Raw genomic sequence first — 23,368 nt, forward strand, 5'->3', positions numbered from 1 at the left:
TCAGGCCGGGAAGATTCGCTGTTTGAAGGTTCGACCGATGGCGTGCACGCCAGGTTGGTATTGCTTCTGTTCAACGGCGGCGAGGGCCAGCTTGAGCGCGGTTTCGGCAATCAGGCCGTGTTGCTGGGCCATGGCGTTGACCGGCAGCGGCAGGAAGTCGAGCAGTTGGTTGTCACCGAAGGTGCCCAGTTGCAGGCGGCGCGAGTCGGCCGGGCGTGCTTGCAGTACGTCGAACACGCCTTGCAGCAGCACGTAGGAGGTGGTCACCAAGGCGTCGGGCAAGCGGCCGAGGTCTTCGAGCAACTGGTTCATCAGGCGCTGGCCGCACTCGCGGCTGAAGGCTTCGCCTTGCAGGCGGCTGACGTTACCGCCGAAGCCTTCCAGGGCCTGGTCGAAGCCGCCGGCGCGGGCCTGGCTGACGCTCAGCTCCGGGCGGGCGCCGATCAGGGCGATGTGCGCAGGCTGGGTGGCCAGCAGGCTGCGGGTCAGTTGCTGGCTGGCGTTGCGGTCGTCGCTGACGATCGAGCAGAAGTGCGCGGGGTCGAGGCTGCGGTCGATGGCGATGATCGGCATGCCCTTGGCTTGCAGTTCGCGGTAGCTGTCGTCTTCTGGCGGCAGGCAGCTGGCGACGAACAGGGCGTCGCAACGGCGGGCGCGAAACAGCTGCTGCAGCTGGCGCTCGCTGTCGGGCTGGTCGTCGCTGCTGGCGATCAGCAGTTGGTAACCCTGGGCCCGGGCGCGTTGTTCCAGTTGCTTGGCGATACGCGCGTAGCTGGGGTTTTCCAGGTCGGGGAGGATGAAGCCGAGGGTACGCGTGTGCCGGCTGCGCAAACCTGCAGCCTGGGGGTTAGGGGTAAAGCCGTGGGCTTCGACCACCGCCTGCACCCGCTCGACAGTGCTTTTGCTGATGCGTTGCTGTTCGGCCTTGCCATTGATGACGTAGCTGGCGGTGGTGACGGACACACCGGCCAGACGCGCGATATCGCTGAGTTTCACCGCATTTTCCTTGTTATTACCGAGACTGGCTGCAAAGCCTGACCGGGTATTGTCGCCGATCCTGGAAGGATGGCGCAGACGACCATTGTCGCAATTGTCCTACAACATGGGCAATGTTGTTCACAGTTGGAGCGCAGTACCTGTAGGAGCGGGCTTGCCCCGCGATGAGGCAAGTACAGCCCACACATCATTACGACCGCTTCGCATTCGATCGCAGGGCAAGCCCGCTCCTATAGCAATACGACAAGCAGGGCTTCATTCATCCCACATTATCGAGTAACGTGCTCGTGAATCTAGATTAAACGTTTCAGCAGGCGATTTACTGCCGATCCTTTCGCCTGGACAGGGCCATTGCAACTGGCCCTTAGCTGAACAATTCACAACAATACCTCAGCACCGCCCTGGTGCTGCAAAGGAGAAGGTCATGCTCGAGCTCACCGTGGAGCAGATATCCATGGGCCAGTCGGCTGTGGATAAGTCGGCGGCGCTGCACCTGTTGGCTGAGCGCCTGGTCAGCGACGGCCTGGTTGCCGAAGGCTATCTGGCCGGCCTGCAAGCCCGTGAAGCGCAAGGCTCGACCTTCCTCGGCCAAGGTATTGCCATCCCCCATGGCACCCCCGCAACCCGCGAGCTGGTGCATGCCACCGGGGTGCGCCTGCTGCAGTTCCCCGAAGGCGTGGACTGGGGCGATGGCCAGATCGTCTACCTGGCCATTGGCATCGCCGCCCGCTCCGATGAGCACCTGCGCCTGCTGCAACTACTGACCCGCGCCCTGGGCGAGACGGACTTGGCCGAAGCCCTGCGCCGTGCCAGCTCTGCCGAGGCATTGCTGAAGTTGCTGCAAGGCGCGCCGCAGGAGTTGGCGCTGGATGCGCAGATGATCGGCCTGGGCGTGCCCGCCGAAGATTTTGACGAGCTGGTATGGCGCGCCGCACGCCTGCTGACCCGCGCGCAGTGTGTCGGCGGCGGCTTTGCCGGGGTGTTGCAGCAGCTCGACCCGCTGCCGCTGGGCGAGGGCCTGTGGTGGCTGCACAGCGAGCAGGCGGTGCGCCAGCCGGGCCTGGCCTTCGTCACCCCGCAGCAACCGCTGCGCCACAATGGCCAGCCGGTGCAGGGCCTGTTCTGCCTGGCCAGCCTTGGCGCTGCGCATCAGGCCTTGCTTGAGCGCCTGTGCACGCTGTTGATCGAAGGCCGCGGCCAGGAGCTGTGCCGCGCCACCAACAGCCGCACCGTGCTGGAAGTGCTGGGCGGCGAGCTGCCTGCCGACTGGCCCAGCGCGCGTATCGGCCTGGCCAACGCCCACGGCCTGCATGCGCGGCCGGCCAAGGAGCTGGCGCAACTGGCGAAAAACTTTGATGGCGAGATTCGCCTGCGCCTGGTCGACAGCGGCCAGCCGGCGGTGTCGGCCAAGAGCCTGAGCAAGCTGCTGAGCCTCGGCGCCCGGCGTGGGCAGATGCTGGAAATCATCGCCGAACCCGCCATTGCCGGCGATGCCTTGCCGGCGTTGCTGGCCGCGATTGAAGCGGGCCTGGGCGAAGAGGTGGAGGCGCTGGCGCCCGTCGTCGAGGCGGTCATCGAGGTGATCGCCGAGCCAGAGCTTGTGCCACCGGCAGCGGGCGCGCTGATCCACGGCGTTGCCGCCGCGCCGGGCATTGCCAGCGGCCCGGCGCATATCCAGGTGCTGCGCGAGTTCGACTACCCGCTGCGCGGTGAATCGCTGCCGATTGAACGCCAGCGCTTGCAGCAAGCGCTTAGCAATGTGAACCAGGAGATCGCAGCGCTGACCCAGCGCAGCCCGGCCAAGGCCATCCGCGAGATTTTCGTCACCCACCAGGAAATGCTCGCCGACCCGGACCTTACCGACGAAGTCGACCAGCGCCTGCGCCAGGGCGAAAGCGCCGCCGCTGCGTGGATGGCGGTGATCGATGCCGCCGCGCGCCAGCAGGAGTCCTTGCACGATGCGTTGCTCGCCGAACGTGCCGCCGACCTGCGCGATATCGGCCGGCGGGTATTGGCCCAACTGTGTGGCGAAGCCGACGTGCCGGCGCCGGAGCAACCCTATGTGTTGGTGATGGAAGAGGTCGGCCCCTCCGATGTGGCGCGCCTCGACCCGCAACGGGTAGCCGGAATTCTGACCGCTCGGGGCGGCGCCACCGCCCACAGCGCCATCGTCGCTCGTGCCCTGGGCATCCCCACTGTGGTGGGTGCCGGCGATGCCGTGCTGCTGATTGCCCCGGGTACGCCGCTGCTGCTTGACGGCCAACGCGGGCGCCTGACCGTCGCCCCCGCCGCTGACCAACTCGAACGGGCCCTGGCCGAACGCGACCGCCGCGAGCAACGCCTGCAGGCCGCCAAGGCCCGGCGCCTGGAGCCTGCAATCACCCGCGACGGCCATGCCATCGAGGTGTTCGCCAATATCGGCGAAAGCGCCGGGATCGAAGCGGTGGTTGATCAGGGCGCCGAAGGCGTTGGCCTGCTGCGCACCGAACTGATCTTCATGGCTCACCCGCAAGCCCCCGACGAAGCCGTGCAAGAGGCCGAGTACCGCCGCGTGCTCGATGGCCTTGCTGGCCGGCCGCTGGTGGTGCGCACCCTCGATGTCGGCGGCGACAAACCCTTGCCTTACTGGCCGATCGCCAAGGAAGAAAACCCCTTCCTCGGCGTGCGCGGCATTCGCCTGACCCTGCAACGCCCGCAGGTGATGGAAAGCCAGCTGCGCGCCTTGCTGCGCGCTGCTGGCGACCGGCCGCTGCGGATCATGTTCCCGATGGTCGGCCAGCTCGAAGAGTGGCGCCAGGCGCGGGCCATGGTCGAGCGCCTGCGCGAGGAAATCAGCGTCAGCGACCTGCAACTGGGGATCATGATCGAGGTGCCATCGGCCGCCTTGCTGGCGCCGGTGCTGGCCCAGGAAGTGGACTTTTTCAGCGTCGGCACCAACGACCTGACCCAGTACACCCTGGCCATCGACCGCGGCCACCCGAGCCTTTCGGCGCAAGCCGACGGCCTGCACCCGGCGGTGCTGCAACTGATCGACATCACCGTGCGCGCCGCCCATGCCCATGGCAAATGGGTCGGCGTGTGCGGCGAGCTGGCGGCCGATCCGCAGGCGGTGGCGCTGCTGCTCGGCCTTGGCGTCGATGAGCTGAGCGTTGCTGCGCGCAGCATCGCCGAGGTGAAAGCCGAAGTACGTGAACTGAACTTTGAACATGCCCAAAAGCTTGCGCGCCAAGCCTTGCTGCAGGGCAGTGCCGGTGCAGTGCGGGCACTGCTGGAGACCCGTTGATGGCCAAGATACTGACCCTGACCCTGAACCCAGCGCTGGACCTTACCGTCCGCCTCGACAGCCTGCAGGCCGGCCAGGTCAACCGCAGCCAGGCGCAGCACAGCCATGCCGCCGGCAAGGGCCTGAACGTTGCCCAGGTACTGGCCGATCTTGGCCATAGCGTGACGGTGGGCGGCTTTCTCGGTCGCGACAACCTGGCGCCGTTCGAGGCCCTGATCGGCCGCCGTGGCTTTGCCGATTGCTTCGTGCGGGTAGCCGGCGAGACCCGCTGCAACATCAAGCTGGTCGAAGCCTGCGGCCAGGTCACCGATATCAACGGCCCCGGCCCGCAGGTCGATGAGCAGGCGCGTCTGGAACTGCTGACCCGCCTGGAGCAGATCGCCCCCGGTCACGCTGCGGTGGTGGTCGCCGGCAGCCTGCCGCAGGGCATCAGCCCGCAGTGGTTGCAGATGCTCCTGGCCCGGCTCAAGGCCATGGGCCTGAAAGTGGCTCTGGACACTAGCGGTGAAGCCTTGCGGGCCGGGCTTGCCTGCGGGCCGTGGCTGGTCAAGCCGAACACCGATGAGCTGAGCGAAGTGCTTGGCACTGCGGTGCATGATGTTGCCCAGCAGCAACAAGCTGCATCCCGGTTGATCGGCCAGGGTGTCGAACATGTGGTGGTGTCCCAGGGCGAGCAGGGCGTCAACTGGTTCCGCCAGGGCAGCGTCCTCAGCGCCGTGCCGCCCAAGGTCACGGTAGCCAGTACCGTCGGCGCCGGCGATTCGCTGCTGGCAGGCATGGTCCATGGCCTGCTGAGCGCCGACACGCCGGCGCAAACCCTGCGCCGGGCCACGGCGATTGCCGCCCAGGCGGTGACCCAGATCGGTTTCGGCATCAACGACCGGGCGCAACTGGCGCAACTGGAAAGCCAGGTGCAGCTGACAGAAGAACAACAAGAGGCTTGCAGATGAACATTGCCATCGTCACCGCCTGCCCCAATGGCCAGGTCTCCAGTGTGCTCAGTGCGCGCCTGCTGGAAGCGGCCGCGCTGCGCCAGGGCTGGAGCACCAGCGTTGAAGTGCACGACCCGCAGCAACCCGAGCGGCAGTTATCGGCGGCGGCGATCGCTGCCGCCGACTGGGTGCTGGTGGTCAACACCGGCCCGCTGGAGCTGCGCCGTTTCGCCGGCAAGCGCCTGTACCAGAGCACCCCGGCGCAAGCCCTGGCGGATGTCGAAAACTTTCTCCGTGAAGCGGCCGAAAAGGCTGTGGTTTATCAGCCCGAGGCCGAGCCGGTTGCAGCGCCGGTAGAGCGCGGCGCGAAGATTGTCGCGGTCACTGCCTGCCCGACTGGCGTCGCCCATACCTTCATGGCCGCCGAGGCCTTGCAGCAGGCGGCGCAGCAACTGGGCTACCAGCTCAGCGTCGAGACCCAGGGCTCGGTGGGCGCGCGTAACCCCTTGTCGGCAGCGGCCATTGCCGACGCCGACGTGGTGCTGCTGGCCGCTGATATCGAGGTGCCCACCGCGCGCTTTGCCGGCAAGCGCATCTACCGCTGCGGCACCGGCGTTGCCCTCAAGCAGGCCCAGGCGACACTGAAAAAAGCCCTGGCCGAAGGCCGCGAAGAAGCTGCCGTGCAAGGTGCAAACGCAGCGCCTGCGCGCAGCGAAAAAACCGGGGTGTACAAGCACCTGCTCACCGGCGTGTCGTTCATGCTGCCGATGGTGGTGGCCGGCGGTTTGCTGATCGCGCTGTCGTTCGTGTTCGGTATCGAGGCTTACAAAGAGCCCGGCACCCTGCCTGCGGCATTGATGCAAATTGGCGGTGACGCGGCGTTCAAACTGATGGTGCCGCTGCTGGCCGGTTACATCGCTTATTCGATCGCCGACCGCCCGGGGTTGGCGCCGGGGATGATTGGCGGCTTGCTCGCCAGTACCTTGGGCGCGGGGTTTATCGGCGGTATCGTCGCAGGCTTTCTCGCCGGTTACAGCGCCAAGGCCATCAGCCGCTGGGCGCGCCTGCCCAGCAGCCTTGAGGCGCTCAAGCCGATCCTGATCATCCCGCTGCTGGCCAGCCTGTTCACCGGCCTGGTGATGATTTACGTGGTCGGCAAGCCGGTGGCCGGCATGCTCGAAGGCCTGACCCATTTTCTCGACAGTATGGGCACCACCAACGCGATTCTGCTCGGCGTGCTGCTCGGCGGGATGATGTGCGTCGACCTCGGCGGGCCGATCAACAAGGCGGCCTATGCATTCTCGGTCGGGCTGCTGGCGTCACAGAGTTATGCACCGATGGCCGCGACCATGGCCGCCGGCATGGTGCCGCCGATCGGCCTGGGCATCGCCAGCTTCATTGCCCGGCGCAAGTTCGCCCAGAGCGAGCGCGAAGCCGGCAAGGCGGCGCTGGTGCTGGGCCTGTGTTTTATTTCCGAGGGGGCGATTCCGTTTGCCGCCAAAGACCCGCTGCGGGTGATCCCGGCCAGTGTCGTCGGCGGTGCGCTGACCGGCGCCTTGTCGATGTACTTCGGCTGCAAGCTGATGGCGCCCCATGGCGGCCTGTTCGTCATGCTGATCCCCAATGCGATCAACCATGCCTTGTTGTACTTGCTGGCGATCGTCGCCGGCAGCCTGCTGACGGCAGTGGTGTATGCCGTGCTCAAGCGTGGTGAAGGGGTGGAGCTGACAGTGCAGCCGGCCAAGGCCTGATCAGTTGCGCGGGCGCGGGTACTTCTTGCGCAGGGGGACCAGCAGGTCGCTCAGGCCGTTGTGATCGACCTCGTGCATCAGTGCCAGCAGGCTACCCAGCTCGCCCTTGGGAAAGCCCTGGCGGGCGAACCAGTTGAGGTAGTGACCAGGCAGGTCGGCGATCAGCCGGCCCTGGTATTTGCCGTAGGGCATTTCGCGGGTGACCAGCAGGACGAGGGCTTCCGGGTTCATGGCAAGGCTGTTCTTTGAAGAGGTGGGCCAACATACATGCAATCTGCATGAAGGCCAAAGGACAGTTCATGCAGAACGCGTGCAAGTGATAAGTTCATTTAATTACAAGTCATTGAAAGTTAACGATATTTTTTATGTTCACCGGCTGGCACGAACCCTGCTCCGATCTATTGCACTTCCCTCATGCAAAGGAGCAACGTCATGACTACCCCCAACAAAGAAGTGGTCTCGGTTCTCAACGAACTGATCGAGTTCAGCAAGGATGGCGAAAAGGGTTTCAAAACCTCTGCCGAGGATGTGAAAAATCCGCAGCTCAAAAGCTACTTCATCCAGCGTGCCGGTGAGTGCGGTAGCGCCGCCGCCGAACTGCAACAGCAAGTGCGCAGCCTGGGCGGCGACCCGGAAACCTCGACCAGCGTCAGCGGTGACCTGCACCGTGGCTGGGTTAACCTGAAGTCGATGCTCACCGGCAAGGATGAAGAAGCGGTGCTCAACGAAGTCGAGCGCGGCGAGGACCACGCCCTGAAAGCCTACAAGGACGCCCTGGAAAAACTGGCTCGCCTCAACACCCTGCCAAGCAGCGAGGTGTACGCCCTGGTTGAACGCCAGTACCACGGTGTGCAGCGCAACCATGACCAGGTCAAGGCCCTGCGCAACCAGGCTCGCGCCAGCTCTTAACGCGCAGCCTCGACCCGGTTGCGGCCGTTGCCCTTGGCACGGTAAAGCGCCTCGTCGGCATCGCCCAGCAAGGTCGCGAGATCTTGCTGGGCGCCTGGCGTGTGGCAACCGATGCCGATACTGACGGTCACCGGCGCTGTGTCAGCGCCAAACGGCGGCAACGCCTCGACGGCTGCGCGAATGCGTTCGGCCAGCAGCAGTGCCCCCGGCAGTTCAGTCTCCGGCAACACCACCAGAAATTCCTCACCCCCATAGCGTGCGGCCAGGTCGGCCGGGCGGCGAATGCTGCTGGCAATCGCTGCGGCCACCTGGCGCAAGGCGGCATCGCCACCCGGGTGGCCATGGCGATCGTTGAAGGCCTTGAAGTGATCGACATCGACCATCAGCACCGCCAGCGGCCGGGCATTGCGCAGGCTTCGCGCCCATTCCTGGCGCAGCACCTGGTCGAGGCGCCGGCGGTTGGCAAGGCCGGTCAGGCTGTCGGTGGCGGCCAGCGCCGCCAGGCCTTGTTCGGCGCTCTGTCGGCGGCGTAATTCGCGACCCAATAGCAGGGTCAGCCAGAGAATGCCGATGCACAGTACGCCGGTGGCGACGCTGACCAGCACGGCGGTGCGCCGCCACGACTCGAAGACTTCGTCGGCGGAGTGGGCGACGATGACGATCAGCGGCAAGTCGCCAACCCGGGCGAAGGTAAACAGCCGTTCTTTACCGGTGCGGGTGGAAACCCCGGCAAAGGTGCCGCTGACATCGGCGCGCATGCGCTGGAAGTTCGGCCGGTCGCTGTAGTTCTGGCCGATTTTTGGTTCATCCGGGCTGCCCGGCTGGCGTACCAGCAGGGCGCCGTCGGTGTTCATCAGGTTGATGCTGCTGTCGGTGCCGATGTCCAGGCGCTGGAACAGCGTGCTGAAGTACGACAGGCGCAAGGCCCCGGCAGCCACGCCGAGAAACTCGCCGTGTGGCCCGGAGATGCGCCGGCTGAAGCTGATGCACCAGTCCAGGTCGCCCAGCCGCGCCTTGAACGGTTGGCCGATGACCAGCCCCAGGTCAGGGTTGTCGCGATGCTGCTGGAAGTCCTTGCTGTCGGCGAAGTTGGCCTGGCGCGGGATGGCGCTGGTGGAGTCTGCAACCACGTCGCCCTTGGCATCGAGCCAGAGGATATCGCCACGTACCGGTGCGGTAACGGCCTGGTTGAAGAGAATCTGCTGGCGCAACTCGACCGGCACGGCGAGCAGTTCCGGGCGCTGCACGGCCCAGATCAGGCCTTGCAGGGAAAGGTCATAGAGTTCGACATTGCGCACGATGTCGCTTTCGATCAGCTGCACTATGTTGCTGGCCGAGCGTGCGGCAGCCTGTTCGACGCTGCTGCGTTCGCGCATCAACAGGAAGGTGACGATGGCGACGATGGCGAGCACCGCGAGGCAACTGCCCAGGTTGAGGATCAGCTCCGGATGAGACTTGTACAGGGCGGATCGCTGGGATCGGGTGGGCAACGTCATGGTCACTGATGCCGAAGACCGTCTGGAAAGTGCGGTATTACTGCGCGGCGGCCGTATTCTAGGGGCGCGCGGATTGTCGGACAAGGATTTAATGGTGACATTCTGACGAATGTGGGAGCGGGCTTGCCCCGCGATTGCAACGGGTCAGACCCATCGCATCGCGAGTCAAGCTCGTGCCTACAGGTTCGATCAGAAAATGTTCAGCGGGTAGTCAACGATCACCCGGTACTCGTCGACATCGTTGTCGATGTGCGAGTAGCCCTGGGTGCCACGGTGCGAGGCCCAGCGCAGCAGTACCGAGAGGTCCTTGAGCTGGCCTTGCTGGAACACGTACTGCAGGTCGACGTCACGTTCCCAGTGCTGGGCATTCTCGCCGTCGGCGTTGTACCAGTGGCCGTAGCCGACGCTGTTGGGGTCGACCTTGCTCATGTCCAGCTCACCGCGCGAGTAGGACACAATCGAGGTCAGGCCGGGGATGCCGGCACCGGCGAAGTCGTAGGCGTACTTGAGCTTCCACGAGCGCTCGTTGGGGCCGTTGAAGTCCGAGTAAATCTGCGAATTGTCGAGAAAGACGCTGTCGCCCTGGTTGATGTAGTCGAACGGGGTGTTGCCGTTGACCCGCTGGTACACCGCGGTGAGGCTGTTGTAGCCGACGTTGACGGTGAAATGCAGGCTGTAGGTGTTGTTGTCGATGTGCCCGAGCAGCGCCTGGCCGGTGTCCTGGGTGTGGTAGAAGTGCAGGCCGGGGTTGAGGCTGACCAGCTCGTTGAGCTGCCAGGTGTAGTCCAGATCGAAGTAGTACTGGTTCCAGATGTCCTTGAGCTCGGCGGCATACACGCTCGAGGTCAGGTTCGGTACGCCGCTCCAGGCCACCCCGGCCCAGTTCAGGTGGCGGCTGTCGCGCTCGTCCTGCAACTTGCCGTAGAAGGTGTCGATGCGCCGATGGCCGCTCTGGTTGTAGGGCTTGGTGAAGCTGGCCTGGCCGGCTTCGAGCATCACCCCGTCAAAGCTGTTGTTGGTGACGCTGACGCCACGGAAGGTCTGCGGCAGCATGCGCGACTCGCCGCCGGCGATCACCGGGTTGGTGAGGAACAGGTCGCCGGCCTTGAGCTCGGTGTCGAAGGCTTTCATCTTCAGCGCAGCGCCGGCAGTGGAGAACGAATCGTGGGCCTTGCCCGGTTCGCCATCGCCCTTGGTGTTGATGGGCAAAATACTCGAGCCGGAGGTACCGCCACCGCCGTCGAGTTTCAGCCCGAGCATGGCGTGGGCATCGAGGCCGAAACCGACCGTGCCCGGGGTGTAGCCCGATTCGAATTTGCCGAGAAAACCCTGGCCCCATTCGCGGTTGTCACGCACGCCTGGCAGCAGCTGGTTGCGGTTCAGGTAGTAGTTGCGAGCGTGCACATTGAGGCTCGACCCTTCGATGAAGCCTTCGGCTTTTTCCTCGTCGGCCTGGGCGCTGCAGGGCATCGTTGCAGCCAATGCAACGAACAGTGGAGTGAAGCGTAAAGCAGTGTTCACCGGTGTGGACTCCTTGGGGTGAATGTACGGCAGTTTTTATTGTGTGAAAGACGGTCTTGTTATGAACAAACGAGCCAGCGCGCTGGCATTTTTCGACACACGAAAAAAAGCCGCTGATCGGCAGCGGCTTTGAAAGACAACCGCACAGGCGCTCAAGTCACCTGTACGGCCATCGAGGGAGTCGAAGGAGTGGAGCGTGGCGCTATCAGCTATCGGAAGCGTCACTCGCTTGAGCCTTGGAAGCGGTCTGTTCCAGGCCTTTGGCCTGCTCGGCCTTGTGTGCGGCGATGGCCTCCTGAACGACGGCGGCGCGCTCGGCATTACGGGCAACAAAGGCCGGGGATTCTTCAGCCATGGCCAGTGGCGACAGCAACAGGGACGACAGGACGAATACGCTGGCAACACCCATACTGTTGGACATTTGCAACAACCTTCTTGCTTGGCAAGTGTGGATTAGGTTTGACTAAATTAGTCGGAAATGGGTGATAGAAACAGTTACTTTTAGGATAAGCACTGTTGCGTCAAAGGTAATAGTCATCGCGGGTCAAGCCCGCTCCCACAATGGATCTGTGTACACCGGACCTGTAGGAGCGGCGGTGCGACGCCTCGACTTGACCCGCGATGAGGCCCTCAGGCCGGCAACAGGATCCCGAAGGTATTGGCCCCCGCCTGGCTGCGCACGAACACGCTGCCGCCATGCATCAACGCAATCGCCTTGACGATCGCGAGCCCCAGCCCGTGGTTGCCGGCGCCGCTGTTGCTGCGCGCCGCATCCACCCGGTAGAAGCGCTCGAACAGCATCGCCAGGTGTTCCTCGCCAATCGCCGGCCCCGGGTTGCTCACGGCGATGCTCACCTGGCCGTCCTGTTCCTCGATGCGCACCTGGATCACCTGCTCGGGCAAGGTGTGCTGCACCGCGTTGTTCAGCAGGTTGATCAGCGCCCGGCGCAGCTGGGCCTTTTCGATGCGCGCCTGGGCATCGCCGCTGACCTGCACACTGATGCGCGCGTCCTCGAGGATGTAGTCCAGGTAGTCGAGAGTGGTCGCCACTTCTTCGGCCAGCGAGGTGCTGGTCAGCGCCGTGGCTTTGCTGCCCTGGTCGGCGCTGGCAAGGAAGAGCATGTCGTTGATGATGCTGCGCAGGCGCTCGAGTTCTTCAAGGTTCGATTGCAGCACCTCGAAGTAGTGCTCGGCGCTGCGCCCACGGGTCAGGGCGACCTGGGTCTGGCCGATCAGGTTGGTCAGCGGCGAGCGCAGTTCATGGGCGACGTCGGCGTTGAAGGCTTCCAGGCGGCTGTAGGCCTGGTCGACGCGCTCCAGGGTCGAGTTGAAGGCGCTGGCGAACTGCGCCAGCTCCGGGGGCAGGTCGGCCAGTTGCAGGCGCCCGCTCAGGCGCGGCGGCGCCAGCTTTTGAGCTTCCGCCGAGAGTGCCAGCAACGGCCGCAAGCCATAGCGCGCCACCCAGTAACCGAGCAACGAGGCCAGCACCACGCCCAGCACCGACAGGCTGATGATCGCCACCAGCAAGGTGTGCTGGGTGTGCCAGAAAGTCTCGGTGTCGATGCCGATCAAAAAGCGCAGGGCCGGGCGCTTGCCCATGGCCGGCAGTTCGCTGACCAGTACCTTGTAAGGGTAGGGGCTGGCGGCCAGGTGCAGGTCGCGCATGCCCAGCCGGCCCTGGGCAAAGGTGCGGATGCTGGCGTCTGGCTGGCCATACTCGAACGGACTACCGTCGCTGACCACCCAGAAGCGGATGCGCCGGTCTTCTTCGCTGAGCAAATTGAGCTTGTTGGTGATCTTCTGCCAGTGCTCGCGGGTGTCGTAGCGGGTCAGCGACGACTCCAGCACGCTGAAGCGCGCTTCAAGCTCGGCGGTGGGCAGCAGGTCGAGGCTGCGGTCGACCTGCTTGTACAGCGCGGTACCGATCACCAGGAACACACCCAGTGCCACCAGGGTGAACAGCGCGCTCAGGCGCAGGGCGATGGAGTTAGTCGGCACGGTTTTCCAGAACATAGCCCATGCCTCGGATGGTGTGCAGCAGTTTGGTTTCGAAAGGCCCGTCGAGCTTGGCGCGCAGGCGCTTGATCGCTACCTCGACGACGTTGGCGTCGCTGTCGAAATTGATATCCCAGACCAGCTCGGCAATCGCCGTTTTCGACAGAATTTCGCCATGCCGGCGGGCCAGCACGCTGAGCAGCGAGAACTCCTTGGCGGTCAGCTCCAGGCGCTGCCCGGCGCGGCTGGCCTTGCGGCTGATCAGGTCGACCCAGAGGTCGGCGACCTGGATCTGCACCGGCTCATGGCCGCCGCCACGGCGGGTCAGGGCTTGCAGGCGGGCGACCAGTTCGAGGAACGAGAACGGCTTGCCAAGGTAGTCGTCGGCGCCTTCGCGCAGTCCGTGGATGCGGTCTTCGACCCGCTCGCGGGCGGTGAGCATGATCACCGGCGTCTGCTTGCGCGCACGCAGGGCGCGCAGCACACCGTAGCCGTCCAGGCCCGGGAGCATCACATCGAGGACGATCACCGCATAGTCGCCTTCCAGGGCCATGTGCAGGCCATCGATACCGTCGCGCGCCAGGTCCACGGTAAAGCCTTGCTCGCTGAGGCCGCGGTGCAGGTAGTCGGCGGTCTTTTGTTCGTCTTCGATAATCAGCACACGCATGGTCGGCTCTCAACTGGCATCGGTTTGCGCCATGGTCACGGCCGTCTGGCGCCGGTGGAACAGGCGTTCCAGGGCCAAGTATATGACCGGTGTGGTGAACAGTGTCAGCGCCTGGCTGACCAGCAGCCCGCCGACCACAGCAATGCCCAGTGGCTGGCGCAGCTCGGCGCCGGCGCCCATGCCGAACATCAGCGGCACGGCGCCAAGCAGGGCGGCGAGGGTGGTCATCATGATCGGCCGAAAGCGCGTCAGGCAGGCCTTGTGGATCGCCTCTTCGGCGCTCAGGCCCTGGTGGCGCTGGGCGTCGAGGGCAAAATCGATGAGCAGGATGCCGTTCTTCTTGACGATGCCAATCAGCAGCACGATGCCGATCAAGCCCATGATCGAAAAATCCTCGCCCGACAGCCACAACAGCGCCAGGGCGCCGAGCCCGGCCGAGGGCAGGGTGGAGATGATGGTCAGCGGATGGACGAAGCTCTCGTAGAGCACGCCGAGGATTATGTATACCGCCACCAGCGCCGCGAGGATCAGCCACGGCTGGCTCGACAGCGAACTCTGGAAGGCCTGGGCCGCACCCTGGAAGGTGCCGATGATCGAATCGGGCATGCCCAGTTCGCGCTGGGTGCGTTCAAGAATCTGCACCGCGTCGCCCAAGGCGACGCCGGGGGCCAGGTTGAACGACAGGTTGGCGGCCGGGAACAGGCCGTCATGGGCAATCGACAACGGCCCGGTGCTCGGCGCCGCGACCTTGGCCAGCACCGACAACGGCACCATCTCGCCGCTCAAGGGCGAGCGCAGGTAGAAGTAGTTGAGGCTCTCGGCCTTGCCGCGCTGGCGGGCGTCGAGTTCGAGGATCACCTTGTACTGGTTGGTCTCGGTCTGGAACTCGCTGATCTGCCGCTGGCCGAAGGCATCGTAGAGCGCCTGGTCGACGTCGGTGGTGGTCAGGCCGAAGCGCGCCGCGGCCTTGCGGTCGATGTCGATGCGGGTAACGCTGGCGCCCAGTTGCAGGTCGTTGGACAGGTCGCGAAAGGCCGGGTTGGCCTTCAGCCGCTCGGTCAGGCGCTGGGTCCAGAGGTTCAGGGCCGGGCCGTCGTTGCTCTTGAGCACGTACTGGTACTGGCTGCGGCTTGGCCCGGAGCTGAGGTTGATGTCCTGGCCGGCGCGCAGGTACAGGACCACGCCCGGCACCTTGGCCAGCTTCGGCCGCAGGCGGTCGATGAATTCGCTGGCCGAGACGTCGCGATCGCCGCGGTCCTTGAGGGCGATCCAGAAGCGGCCGTTGGCGATGGTCTGGTTGCTGCCGGTCACTCCGACAGCATGGGAGAAGGCTCGCACGGCCGGGTCGGCCTCGACGATCCTGGCCAGCGCCTTATGTTTTTCGAGCATGTCCGGGTAGGAGACATCGGCCGCCGCCTCGCTGGTGCCGAGCACGAAGCCGGTGTCCTGCACCGGGAAGAAGCCTTTGGGGATGGCAATGTAGCCGACCACCGTCAGGGCGAAGGTCAGGCCGAACAGGCCCAGCATCAGCCGCTGGTGGGCCAGGGCCTTGACCAGCCCGCGCTCGTACCAGCCGAGCAGGCGGCTCGGGGTGTCCTGCGCGTTGTGCTGCGGGCGGCGCATGAACAGGGCGCAAAGGGTCGGCGCCAGGGTCAGCGACACTACCACGGAAATCAGGATGGTCGAGGTGGCGGTGAGGGCGAATTCCTTGAACAGCCGCCCGACCACGCCGCCCATGAACAGCAGCGGAATGAACGCGGCAATCAGCGAAAAACTGATCGACACCACGGTAAAGCCGATTTCGCCCGAGCCCTTGATCGCCGCCTCGCGCATGCCGTCACCGGCTTCCAGGTGACGGTGGATGTTCTCCACTACCACGATCGCGTCATCGACCACAAAGCCCACGGAGATGACGATGGCCACCAGAGTCAGGTTGTTCAGGCTGAAGCCGAACAGGTACATCAGGGCGAAGCTGGCCACCAGCGACACACCGAGCACGCTCGACACGATCAGGGTTGCCGACCATTGGCGCAGGAACAGCGCCATTACCCCGATCACCAGCAGCACGGCGATCATCAGGGTGATCTCCACCTCGTGCAGCGAGGCGCGGATGGTCTGGGTGCGGTCGTTGAGCACCGACACCTGCACGGATGCCGGCAGCATCTGCTCAAGCCCCGGCAAGGCCGCCATGATGCCGTCGACGGTATCGACGATGTTCGCCCCGGGCTGGCGGAACACCACCAGGTTCAGGCCCTGCTGCTCGCCGGACCAGGCTTTGACGTAAGCGTTTTCGGCGCCATTGATGACCTTGGCAACATCCTGCAGGTGCACCGGCGCGCCGTCGCGGTACGAGACGATCAGCTGGGCGTATTCCTCGGGGTGGAACAACTGGTCGTTGGTGGCGATGGTCGACACGCTGTTCTGCCCGTACAGCGCGCCCTTGGCCAGGTTCAGGCTGGTCTGCTGGATGGCCTGGCGCAGGTCGGCCAGGGTCAGGCCCAGGGCGGCGAGTTTTTCTGGCTGGGCCTGCACGCGGATGGCCGGGCGCAACTGCCCGGTGATGTTGATCAGGCCGACCCCGTCGATCTGGCTCAACTGGCGGGCCAGCAGGGTTTCGGCGTAATCACTGAGCTCGTTGGCCGGCATCTGCGCCGAGCTTACGGTAAGAATCAGCACCGGGCTGTCGGCCGGGTTGACCTTGCGCCAGGTCGGCGGGCTGGGCATGTCCTGGGGCAGGCGCGCGGTGGCGGTGTTGATTGCCGCCTGGACTTCCTGGGCGGCGGTGTCGATGCTCTTGTCGAGGGTGAACTGCAAGATCAGGTTGGTCGAGCCCAGGGCGCTGCTGGAGGTCATCTGGGTCATGCCGGGGATGGCGCTGAACTGCACCTCCAGCGGCGTGGCCACCGACGAGGCCATGGTTTCCGGGCTGGCGCCGGGCAGTTGCGCGGTAACCTGGATGGTCGGGAAATCGGCTTCGGGCAATGGCGCCACCGGCAGGCGCGGAAAGGCGATGACCCCGAGCAGCACCAGGGCGAAGGTCAGCAGCAGGGTGGCGATCGGGCGGTCGATGCACCAGGCGCTGATCGAGCCGCGCGGGTTCATGGCTGCACCTTGGCGCTGGTCACGTCTTCTGGCGGCGGCGCCTCAGGGGCGATTTCGACATGGGCGCCGGGCTTGAGCCGCGACTGGCCGTCGGACACCAACCGGTCGCCAGCTGCGACCCCGGCAATGATGTTCAGCACGCTGTCCTGGTAAAGCACCTTGACCGGCACGCTGTCGACCTTGTCGCCATTGAGGCGGTACACGTAATGGCCGTCGATGCCGCACTGTACCACTTGCGGCGGCACCACCAGGGCTTTTTGATCCAGCGCGGTCTGCAGCTTGAGGGTCACCAGTTGCCCGGGCCACAGCCGCGCATCCGGGTTGGCGAACTCGGCCTTGACCCGGATGGTGCCGGTGTTGGCCGCCACCTGGTTGTCGATCAGGCTAAGCCTGCCCTCGCCCAGCAGCGTGCCGCCGCTGTCGCCGTCGCCTTCCAGGTAGGCTTGCACCACCGCCGGGGTTGGCGCGGTGAGCAGGCCCTGCAGGGTTGGCAGCTGTTGCTGCGGCAGCGAGAATTCGACACCGATCGGGTCGATCTGGGTCACGCTGAACAGCCCCTGGGTGTCGGCCACGCGCAGGAAGTTGCCTTCATCGACATTGCGAATACCGACCCGGCCGGTCACCGGCGAGCGAATCTGCGTGTAAGACAGCTGCACCTGGGCGGCGGCAATCGCGGCCTGGTTGCCGAGTACCGTGGCCTTGAGCTGGTTGAACAGCGCCTGCTGCTGGTCGAGGGTCTGTTTTGAGACGCTGTTGTCGGTGCTCAGCAGGCGGTAGCGCTTGAGGTCGACCTCGGCCACCTGCAACTGCGCCTGGCTCTGGCCCAGTTGGGCCTTGGCCTGTTCGAGGGTGGCGCGGATCGAACGGTCGTCGATGGTGGCCAGCAGGTCGCCTTGCTTGACCGCCTGGCCTTCCTTGACCAGCAACTGCGTCAGCAGCCCTTCGACCTGCGGGCGAATCACCACGCTGTGCAGCGACAGCACCGAACCGATGCCGCTGACAAAGCGCGGCACGTCCTGCTGCTTGACGCTGACCACGCGCACCGGGATGGCGCTACTGGTGGTGGATTGTTCCTTGCCGGGGCGGTTGACCAGCCACAGGGCGATGCCTGCCAGGGCGATGAGCAGGGCGCAGATAACGACGGAACGAGGCTTGATTGACATGCTTGCAGGGCACCGCGGGCGCAGGGATCGGTATGTAGCGTTATAGCCGCTCAATCAGGTCAGCAGCGTGACCGCTAACTGACAGCGCTGACAGGTTTGGCGTACACCGCTCCTTTGTGGGAGCGGGCTTGACCCGCGATGAGGCCCGACCTGCCAACACAGCAGATTCTGTGTATTTCAGCTCGGTAATGGCCAAGTGCCAATATCCTGAGCTGGATCAAGATTGCGCAAAAATTTGCCACTAGAGTCGTACGCCCTGCCGATTCTCCCCGACAAAAACGAGTGCCTCCGATGAAGAGCAATTTGCCTGTGACCGGTCGCAATGTGGATTATCCCGGTGACGCCAATATCCTTTCCACCACTGACCTGACCAGCCAGATCACCTACGCCAATGACGATTTCATCAAGATCAGTGGCTTTACCCGCGAAGAGTTGATCGGCAACCCCCACCATATCGTCCGCCACCCGGACATGCCGCCCCAGGCCTTTGCGCAGATGTGGCAAACGCTGAAGAGCGGCCGCTCATGGATGGGCCTGGTGAAAAACCGTTGCAAGAACGGCGACCATTACTGGGTCAGCGCCTTTGTTACGCCCATCTCCAGCAACGGTCAGGCCATGGAGTACCAGTCGGTGCGGACCAAGCCCAGTGCCGAGCAGGTCGAGGCCGCTGAGCGTTGTTACGCCCACCTGCGCAGTGGCCGCAACCGCTGGTGGCAGCGTCTGCCGGTGCTGGGGTTGGGCTGGCAGTTGTGGGGCGGGGTGACCCTGGCGCTGGCGGCGGTGTTTGCCATCAGTCGCCTGCTGCTGCCGGTGCTGCCATGGCAAGGTGCGCTGGAGCTGATTGTGGCCAGCGGCCTGGCGGCGTTGATGATCTTCATTGCCCTGCGCCCGCTGGAGCGCCTGCGCGTGCAGGCCCAGGCGATTGCCGACAACCCCTTGAGCCAGCAGCTGTACACCGGCCGGCGCGACGGCATCGGCCAGATCGACTTCGCCCTGCGCATGCTCAAGGGCCAGTTGGGTGCGGTGGTCGGGCGTATCGGCGATACCTCGCGGCGCCTGGCCGGGCATACCGGCAGCCTTGCCCAGTCGCTGCAAAGCAGCCACAGCAACAGCCTGGAGCAACAAAGCGAAGCCGACCAGGTGGCCACCGCGATCAACCAGATGGCCGCCAGCGTCGCCCAGGTTGCCAGCAGCGCCCAGCAAGCCTCGCAGGCTGCCGACCAGGCCGAAGGGGAAACCCAGGCCGGGCATCAACTGGTCGACCTCAACCGCAGCGCCATCCAGAACCTGGCCAACTCGCTGAATTCGGCCACCGAAGTTATCCACAATCTGGAAAGCCACAGCAGCGAGATCACCGGGGTGCTCGAGGTGATTCGCGGCATCGCCGAGCAGACCAACCTACTGGCCCTCAACGCTGCCATCGAAGCGGCGCGAGCCGGTGACCAGGGCCGTGGTTTTGCCGTGGTTGCCGACGAAGTACGCGGCCTGGCCCAGCGCACCGCGCAGTCGACCCACGAGATCCAGCGGATGATCAGCGCTCTGCAAAATGGTGCGCGCGAAGCGGTGCAGGTCATGCAGCAGAGCAGCGAACATGCCGGGCACAGTGTCGAACAGGCCCAGCGCGCCGCCAGCGCCCTGGACGGCATCAGCCTGCGGGTCAACCAGATCAGTGAAATGAGCCTGCAGATTGCCGCGGCAGTCGAGCAGCAAAGCCAGGTCAGCGAGAGCATCAACCGCAACATCATCAGCATTCGCCAGGCCAGCGAAGCCACGGTGCAGGTCGGCCAGCAGAGCCACCTGAGCGCCACCGACGTGGCCGGGCTGGCGCAAGACCTGCGCCGGCTGGCCGATGAGTTCTGGCGGCGCTGCCAGTAGGGTGATTCAAAAACCGATGAAGCTGTAGTACAAGCCCGGTTCGCTGCACACCTGCGCGCCGCAGGCTTCAAGCTCGGCGCTCAGTTGCGGATCGACCACATGCAGCGTCCACGGCGCCAGCGGCTGCTCCAGCGCCGGTTGTTGCAGGGCCTGGGCAAGCGCGGCAGTGTCGGGCAGGTATGCGGTAAAGCCATTGCCCTTGAGCGCGCTGACATCGATGCCCAGCGCCTGGCAGATGGCAACCTTGGCACGGATATCATCGCGGTCGGCCTGGCGTGAACGCTCGATCAGCTCCGCCAGGCGCTTATCGACCAATTGATTGCCGTGGATCAGCGCCGGGCCGCTTTGCCAGGCTTCGCCCGGGCAGTCCTTGGCTTCGGGGCGCAGCGGGATGTGCGGGTTGATTTCCATCGGGTAGATGCGGCACACCAGCGGGCGGATCTCGTAGATGCCGCAGCGGTTGTCGTCATTCAGGTTGCGGCAGCGGCCGGGATTGAAGGCGGCGAAGGTGATGGTCACCCAGGCTTCGCTGCTGCCGCAGGGCACCGGCCAGGAGCGGCGCATGGCGTGCTCGCGCTGCTCGGCCGGCAGGCCCAGGCCGTTGGCGAGGAAGGCTTCGACCAGGACGATGACCTGGCCGCCAGAGCCAGCCCAGTGGCGGGCTTCGCTCAAGGTCAGGGGCACATGATGCCCGGTGCAGCATTTGCCACAGCCGGTGCAGTCGAAACGGATATCGGAGGCAGGTGCGCTGTTCACGGTTGGCCGGGTGCCCACTCGGTGACGAAAGCCGCCTTGCGTTTTTTATCGAACAGGCACAGCTCGGTGCCTTTGCGGTTGTTCATGTGTTTTTGCGGGTAGCGGCCTTCGAGCAGCAAGGCGCTGTAACCGACGCGGTCGTCGAACTCGGCGGCCTTGCCCAGGGCCTTGACCTGTTTGAGCTGGCTGGCGGCGATGCAGCTTTTCAGGACCTGCTGTTCATGCTCGCTCCAGGCCTGGCTGCTGGAAGCCTGGGCGCCGGCACTGAACACAGCGCAGCCGAGCAGGGTGAAGAGGAGGGCTTTCATGGCGGGTACTCGCAAAGGTGTGCGCACAATTGTGCCTGAGCCTCAGGCACATTCAAGCGCAGCGCTTCGCGGGTATGTGTCAGCGTTCTTCGAAGGCCACGGTGCGCGCGGCGACGATCAGGCAGTCGGTCAGCTCCGGCGAGGAGAACTTGGTCAGCACCGCGTTGGCCCCGGCATCCTTGGCTTTGTCGCTGTTCATGGCGCTGTCCAGCGAGGTATGCAGCAGCACATAGAGGTGCTGGAAGTCCGGGGTTTCGCGCAGGGTGCGGGTGAAGGCGTAGCCGTCCATCTCTGACATCTCGATGTCCGATACCACTACGTTGATCTCGCGCTCGGTGCCTTGCAGTTCCAGCAGGGTGTTGATTGCATCCTTGGCGCTGCGCGCGGTGTGGCACTCGATGCCGAGGTTGCGCAGGGTGTGCACCGACTGCTGCAGGGCCACCTGGCTGTCATCGACCACCAGAATGTTGGTGGCGGCCAGTACCGCAGCATCTTCTGCATTGAGCTCGGAGCTGGCCACCTCGTGGGGCGGCGGGGCGATGCCGTGGATGACCTTCTCGATATCCAGTACCTGCACCAGGGTGTTGTCGACCCGGGTCACGCCGGTGATGAACGACTTGCTCCCCGAGCCGTAGGGCGGCGGCTTGATGTCGGTGCTCAGGCAATGGACGATCTTGCTCACCGCCTGCACGTGCAGGCCCTGTTTGGAGCGGCTGATGTCGGTGACGATCAGGCAGCCGCCGTCCGGGTCTGCCAGCGGCCGTTCGCCGATGGCCCGGGACAGGTCGATGACCGACAGCGAGTTGCCGCGCAGGGTGGCCACGCCTTTGACGTGCGGGTGCGACTCCGGCAGCTTGGTCAGCGGCGGGCAGGGGATGATTTCACTGACCTTGAGCAGGTTGATCGCCATCAGCTTGCCGCTGCGCAGGGTAAACAGCAGCAGCGACAGCGAGTCCGCGCGGGCATTTTGCGACGCCATAGGCACCTTCAGGGCAGAGTAATAGGGGGAGATGCCAGGTTATCGACCCGGCAGCCCGTGGCTTTAATCACTCGGTGAAATCAGCGTAGACCCAAGCGCCGCGCCAGGCGACTGAGATTGGCCCGGTCCAGGCCCAGCTCGCGGGCGGTGCTGGCCCAGTTGTGCTGGTGGCGCTCCAGGCAGGCCTGGATCAGCTGGCGCTGGTAGTCATCCAGGGCCTGGCGAAGGTCGCCAACGGGCAGCGGCGCTTCGACCAGCGGCTGTGTTTCGGCTTGTGTCGGCAGCGCCTCGAGCGGGCGCAGGTCCAGGTCAGCGGCCTCCAGGGTGAGGATTTTCGGCCGCTGTGCATGTTGCCCCAGGGCCTTGAGCGCCGAGCGGCCGATCAGGTGCTCCAGCTCGCGCACGTTGCCCGGCCAGCTGTAGGCAAGCAGTGCGGCCTGGGCTTCGGCGCTCAGGCGCAGGCTACCGAGGCCCATGCGCGAGCGGTTCTGTTCCAGAAAGTAGCCGCTGAGCAGCAGCACATCGCGCCCGCGCTCACGCAGCGACGGTACCAGCAGCGGATACACACTCAGGCGGTGGTAGAAATCGGCGCGGTAACGCCCGGCGCGCACTTCTTCGGCGAGGTCGCGGTTGGTGGCGGCGATCAGGCGCACATCGACGCGGTGCTCCTGGTCCGAGCCCAGGCGTTGCAACTGGCCGCTTTGCAGCACGCGCAACAGCTTGGCCTGCACGCTCAGAGACAACTCGCCGACTTCATCGAGAAACAACGTGCCGCCATTGGCCAGCTCGAACTTGCCACGGCGCTCGCCGACCGCGCCGGTAAAGGCGCCACGCACATGGCCGAACAGCTCGCTCTCGACCAGAGTGTCGGGCAGCGCCGCACAGTTGAGGCTGATCATCGGCCGCTCGGCGCGGCTCGAGGCCTGGTGGATGGCCTGGGCCACCAACTCCTTGCCGACCCCGGTTTCGCCGGTGATCAACACCGTCAGGTCGCTGCTGCCGACCAGGCGGATTTCTTCCAGCAGGCGTTTGTGCGCCTTGCTCTGGCCGATCAGTTCCTTGTGCTGTTGGCCGCTGGCCTGGCGATACACCTCGGCGCGCTGGTGTTCGTCTTCGGCGCGCAAGGCCAGTTGTTCGATGCGCTCGGCAACACTGACCGTAGCCGCGGCCAGGCTGGCAAAGGCCTGCAGGGCATCGAGCTCGACCTGCTGGAACTGCTCCGGGTCGAGCGCATCGAGGGTGATCAGGCCCCAGGGCTGTTCGTCGACAAACAGCGGGCAGCCCATGCAGTCGTGGACCTCAAGCTGATGATGCAGGCCTTCGACCAGGCCGTCATAAGGGTCGGGCAAGTCGCTGTCGCTGGCGAAGCGGGTGGGCTCTTCGCGGCTGAGGATGGCGGCAAAGCGTGGATGTTCATCGACCTTGAAGCGCCGCCCGAGAGTATCGGTGCTCAAGCCGTCCACCGCCAGGGGCACCAGCCATTCGCCGTCCAGGCGCAACAGCGCCGCGGCATCGCACGGCAGTAGGCTGCGCATGGCTTGGAGCAGGCGCCGGTAGCGCTCGCGTTCGGGCAATTCGCGGGACAGGTCGCTGACCAGCGGCAGCAAGGCGGTGAGCAGGGATTTTGCGGTCATA

The 23,368-nt window shown here is 64.9% G+C and carries 18 protein-coding genes and 1 pseudogene; 6 read left to right on the forward strand and 13 right to left on the reverse strand.

Features of this window, described 5'->3' with window-relative positions:
* Positions 1-996 carry a catabolite repressor/activator gene (gene cra, locus BLR26_RS07620; protein WP_093379517.1) on the reverse strand — a complete coding sequence of 332 codons (996 nt, stop codon included), beginning with the start codon at positions 994-996 and terminating at the stop codon, positions 1-3.
* A gap of 424 nt (positions 997-1,420) precedes the next feature.
* On the opposite strand from cra, the gene ptsP reads away from it, so the two are divergent.
* The 3 genes from ptsP to BLR26_RS07635 are packed head-to-tail and all read left to right on the forward strand — an operon-like array spanning position 1,421 to position 6,962.
* Complete coding sequence (gene ptsP / locus BLR26_RS07625; protein ID WP_093379520.1) at positions 1,421-4,279, forward strand: phosphoenolpyruvate--protein phosphotransferase; 2,859 nt, start codon at positions 1,421-1,423, stop codon at positions 4,277-4,279.
* On the forward strand, positions 4,279-5,229 hold the full coding sequence (pfkB, locus tag BLR26_RS07630; RefSeq protein ID WP_093379524.1) for a 1-phosphofructokinase: 951 nt from the start codon (positions 4,279-4,281) through the stop codon (positions 5,227-5,229). The genes ptsP and pfkB overlap by 1 nt, the downstream gene beginning before the upstream one ends.
* Positions 5,226-6,962, forward strand: a complete 1,737-nt coding sequence (locus tag BLR26_RS07635) for a PTS fructose-like transporter subunit IIB (RefSeq protein ID WP_093379528.1) — start codon at positions 5,226-5,228, stop codon at positions 6,960-6,962. Before pfkB ends, BLR26_RS07635 begins: the two co-directional genes overlap by 4 nt.
* Here BLR26_RS07635 and BLR26_RS07640 read toward each other — a convergent pair whose 3' ends face one another.
* Positions 6,963-7,193 carry a DUF3820 family protein gene (locus BLR26_RS07640; protein ID WP_093379533.1) on the reverse strand — a complete coding sequence of 77 codons (231 nt, stop codon included), beginning with the start codon at positions 7,191-7,193 and terminating at the stop codon, positions 6,963-6,965. It lies immediately after the preceding gene.
* Between the two features lie 201 nt (positions 7,194-7,394).
* Between BLR26_RS07640 and BLR26_RS07645 the strand changes: the two genes are divergently transcribed.
* On the forward strand, positions 7,395-7,871 hold the full coding sequence (locus BLR26_RS07645; RefSeq protein ID WP_045197145.1) for a PA2169 family four-helix-bundle protein: 477 nt from the start codon (positions 7,395-7,397) through the stop codon (positions 7,869-7,871).
* Here BLR26_RS07645 and BLR26_RS07650 read toward each other — a convergent pair.
* The 7 genes from BLR26_RS07650 to BLR26_RS07680 form a co-directional block, all read right to left on the reverse strand.
* Entirely contained in the window at positions 7,868-9,361 is a 1,494-nt protein-coding gene (locus BLR26_RS07650; RefSeq protein WP_093387284.1) for a GGDEF domain-containing protein, read from the reverse strand. The two genes, BLR26_RS07645 and BLR26_RS07650, sit on opposite strands and share 4 nt — an antisense overlap.
* Before the next feature lie 195 nt (positions 9,362-9,556).
* Complete coding sequence (locus BLR26_RS07655; protein ID WP_093379538.1) at positions 9,557-10,888, reverse strand: OprD family porin; 1,332 nt, start codon at positions 10,886-10,888, stop codon at positions 9,557-9,559.
* A 205-nt stretch (positions 10,889-11,093) separates the two neighbouring features.
* Complete coding sequence (locus BLR26_RS07660) at positions 11,094-11,309, reverse strand: hypothetical protein (RefSeq protein WP_093379544.1); 216 nt, start codon at positions 11,307-11,309, stop codon at positions 11,094-11,096.
* Positions 11,310-11,518: 209 nt separating this feature from the next.
* Positions 11,519-12,901, reverse strand: coding sequence for a heavy metal sensor histidine kinase (locus BLR26_RS07665; RefSeq protein WP_093379550.1), 1,383 nt, complete (start codon positions 12,899-12,901; stop codon positions 11,519-11,521).
* Positions 12,876-13,550, reverse strand: coding sequence for a heavy metal response regulator transcription factor (locus BLR26_RS07670; RefSeq protein WP_045197149.1), 675 nt, complete (start codon positions 13,548-13,550; stop codon positions 12,876-12,878). The genes BLR26_RS07665 and BLR26_RS07670 overlap by 26 nt, the downstream gene beginning before the upstream one ends.
* 9 nt (positions 13,551-13,559) lie before the next feature.
* Positions 13,560-16,652 (reverse strand): multidrug efflux RND transporter permease subunit, encoded by a 3,093-nt coding sequence (locus tag BLR26_RS07675; protein WP_093379555.1) that lies wholly within the window; start codon positions 16,650-16,652, stop codon positions 13,560-13,562.
* Positions 16,649-17,815, reverse strand: a complete 1,167-nt coding sequence (locus BLR26_RS07680) for an efflux RND transporter periplasmic adaptor subunit (RefSeq protein WP_093379560.1) — start codon at positions 17,813-17,815, stop codon at positions 16,649-16,651. The genes BLR26_RS07675 and BLR26_RS07680 overlap by 4 nt, the downstream gene beginning before the upstream one ends.
* Positions 17,816-18,106: 291 nt before the next feature.
* On the opposite strand from BLR26_RS07680, the pseudogene BLR26_RS27660 reads away from it, so the two are divergent.
* Together BLR26_RS27660 and BLR26_RS07685 are read left to right on the forward strand one after the other, a co-directional pair.
* Positions 18,107-18,388, forward strand: a pseudogene (locus BLR26_RS27660) (PAS domain-containing protein); the annotation flags it as partial.
* A 216-nt stretch (positions 18,389-18,604) separates the two neighbouring features.
* Positions 18,605-19,690, forward strand: coding sequence for a methyl-accepting chemotaxis protein (locus BLR26_RS07685; RefSeq protein WP_371128667.1), 1,086 nt, complete (start codon positions 18,605-18,607; stop codon positions 19,688-19,690).
* 6 nt (positions 19,691-19,696) lie between these two features.
* Here the strand turns inward: BLR26_RS07685 and BLR26_RS07690 are convergent, their stop codons facing one another.
* The 4 genes from BLR26_RS07690 to norR form a co-directional block, all read right to left on the reverse strand.
* Positions 19,697-20,446: a YkgJ family cysteine cluster protein gene (locus BLR26_RS07690; RefSeq protein WP_256326705.1), complete on the reverse strand. Its 750-nt coding sequence runs from the start codon at positions 20,444-20,446 to the stop codon at positions 19,697-19,699.
* Positions 20,443-20,754: a hypothetical protein gene (locus tag BLR26_RS07695; RefSeq protein WP_093379574.1), complete on the reverse strand. Its 312-nt coding sequence runs from the start codon at positions 20,752-20,754 to the stop codon at positions 20,443-20,445. Before BLR26_RS07695 ends, BLR26_RS07690 begins: the two co-directional genes overlap by 4 nt.
* Before the next feature lie 79 nt (positions 20,755-20,833).
* On the reverse strand, positions 20,834-21,733 hold the full coding sequence (locus BLR26_RS07700; RefSeq protein WP_045197161.1) for a chemotaxis protein: 900 nt from the start codon (positions 21,731-21,733) through the stop codon (positions 20,834-20,836).
* An 80-nt stretch (positions 21,734-21,813) separates the two neighbouring features.
* Positions 21,814-23,367: a nitric oxide reductase transcriptional regulator NorR gene (gene norR / locus BLR26_RS07705; protein WP_093379579.1), complete on the reverse strand. Its 1,554-nt coding sequence runs from the start codon at positions 23,365-23,367 to the stop codon at positions 21,814-21,816.
* Between the last annotated feature and the right edge of the window lies 1 nt (position 23,368).

It is taken from the genome of Pseudomonas sp. UC 17F4 (genome assembly GCF_900101695.1).
Taxonomy (GTDB): Bacteria; Pseudomonadota; Gammaproteobacteria; order Pseudomonadales; family Pseudomonadaceae; genus Aquipseudomonas.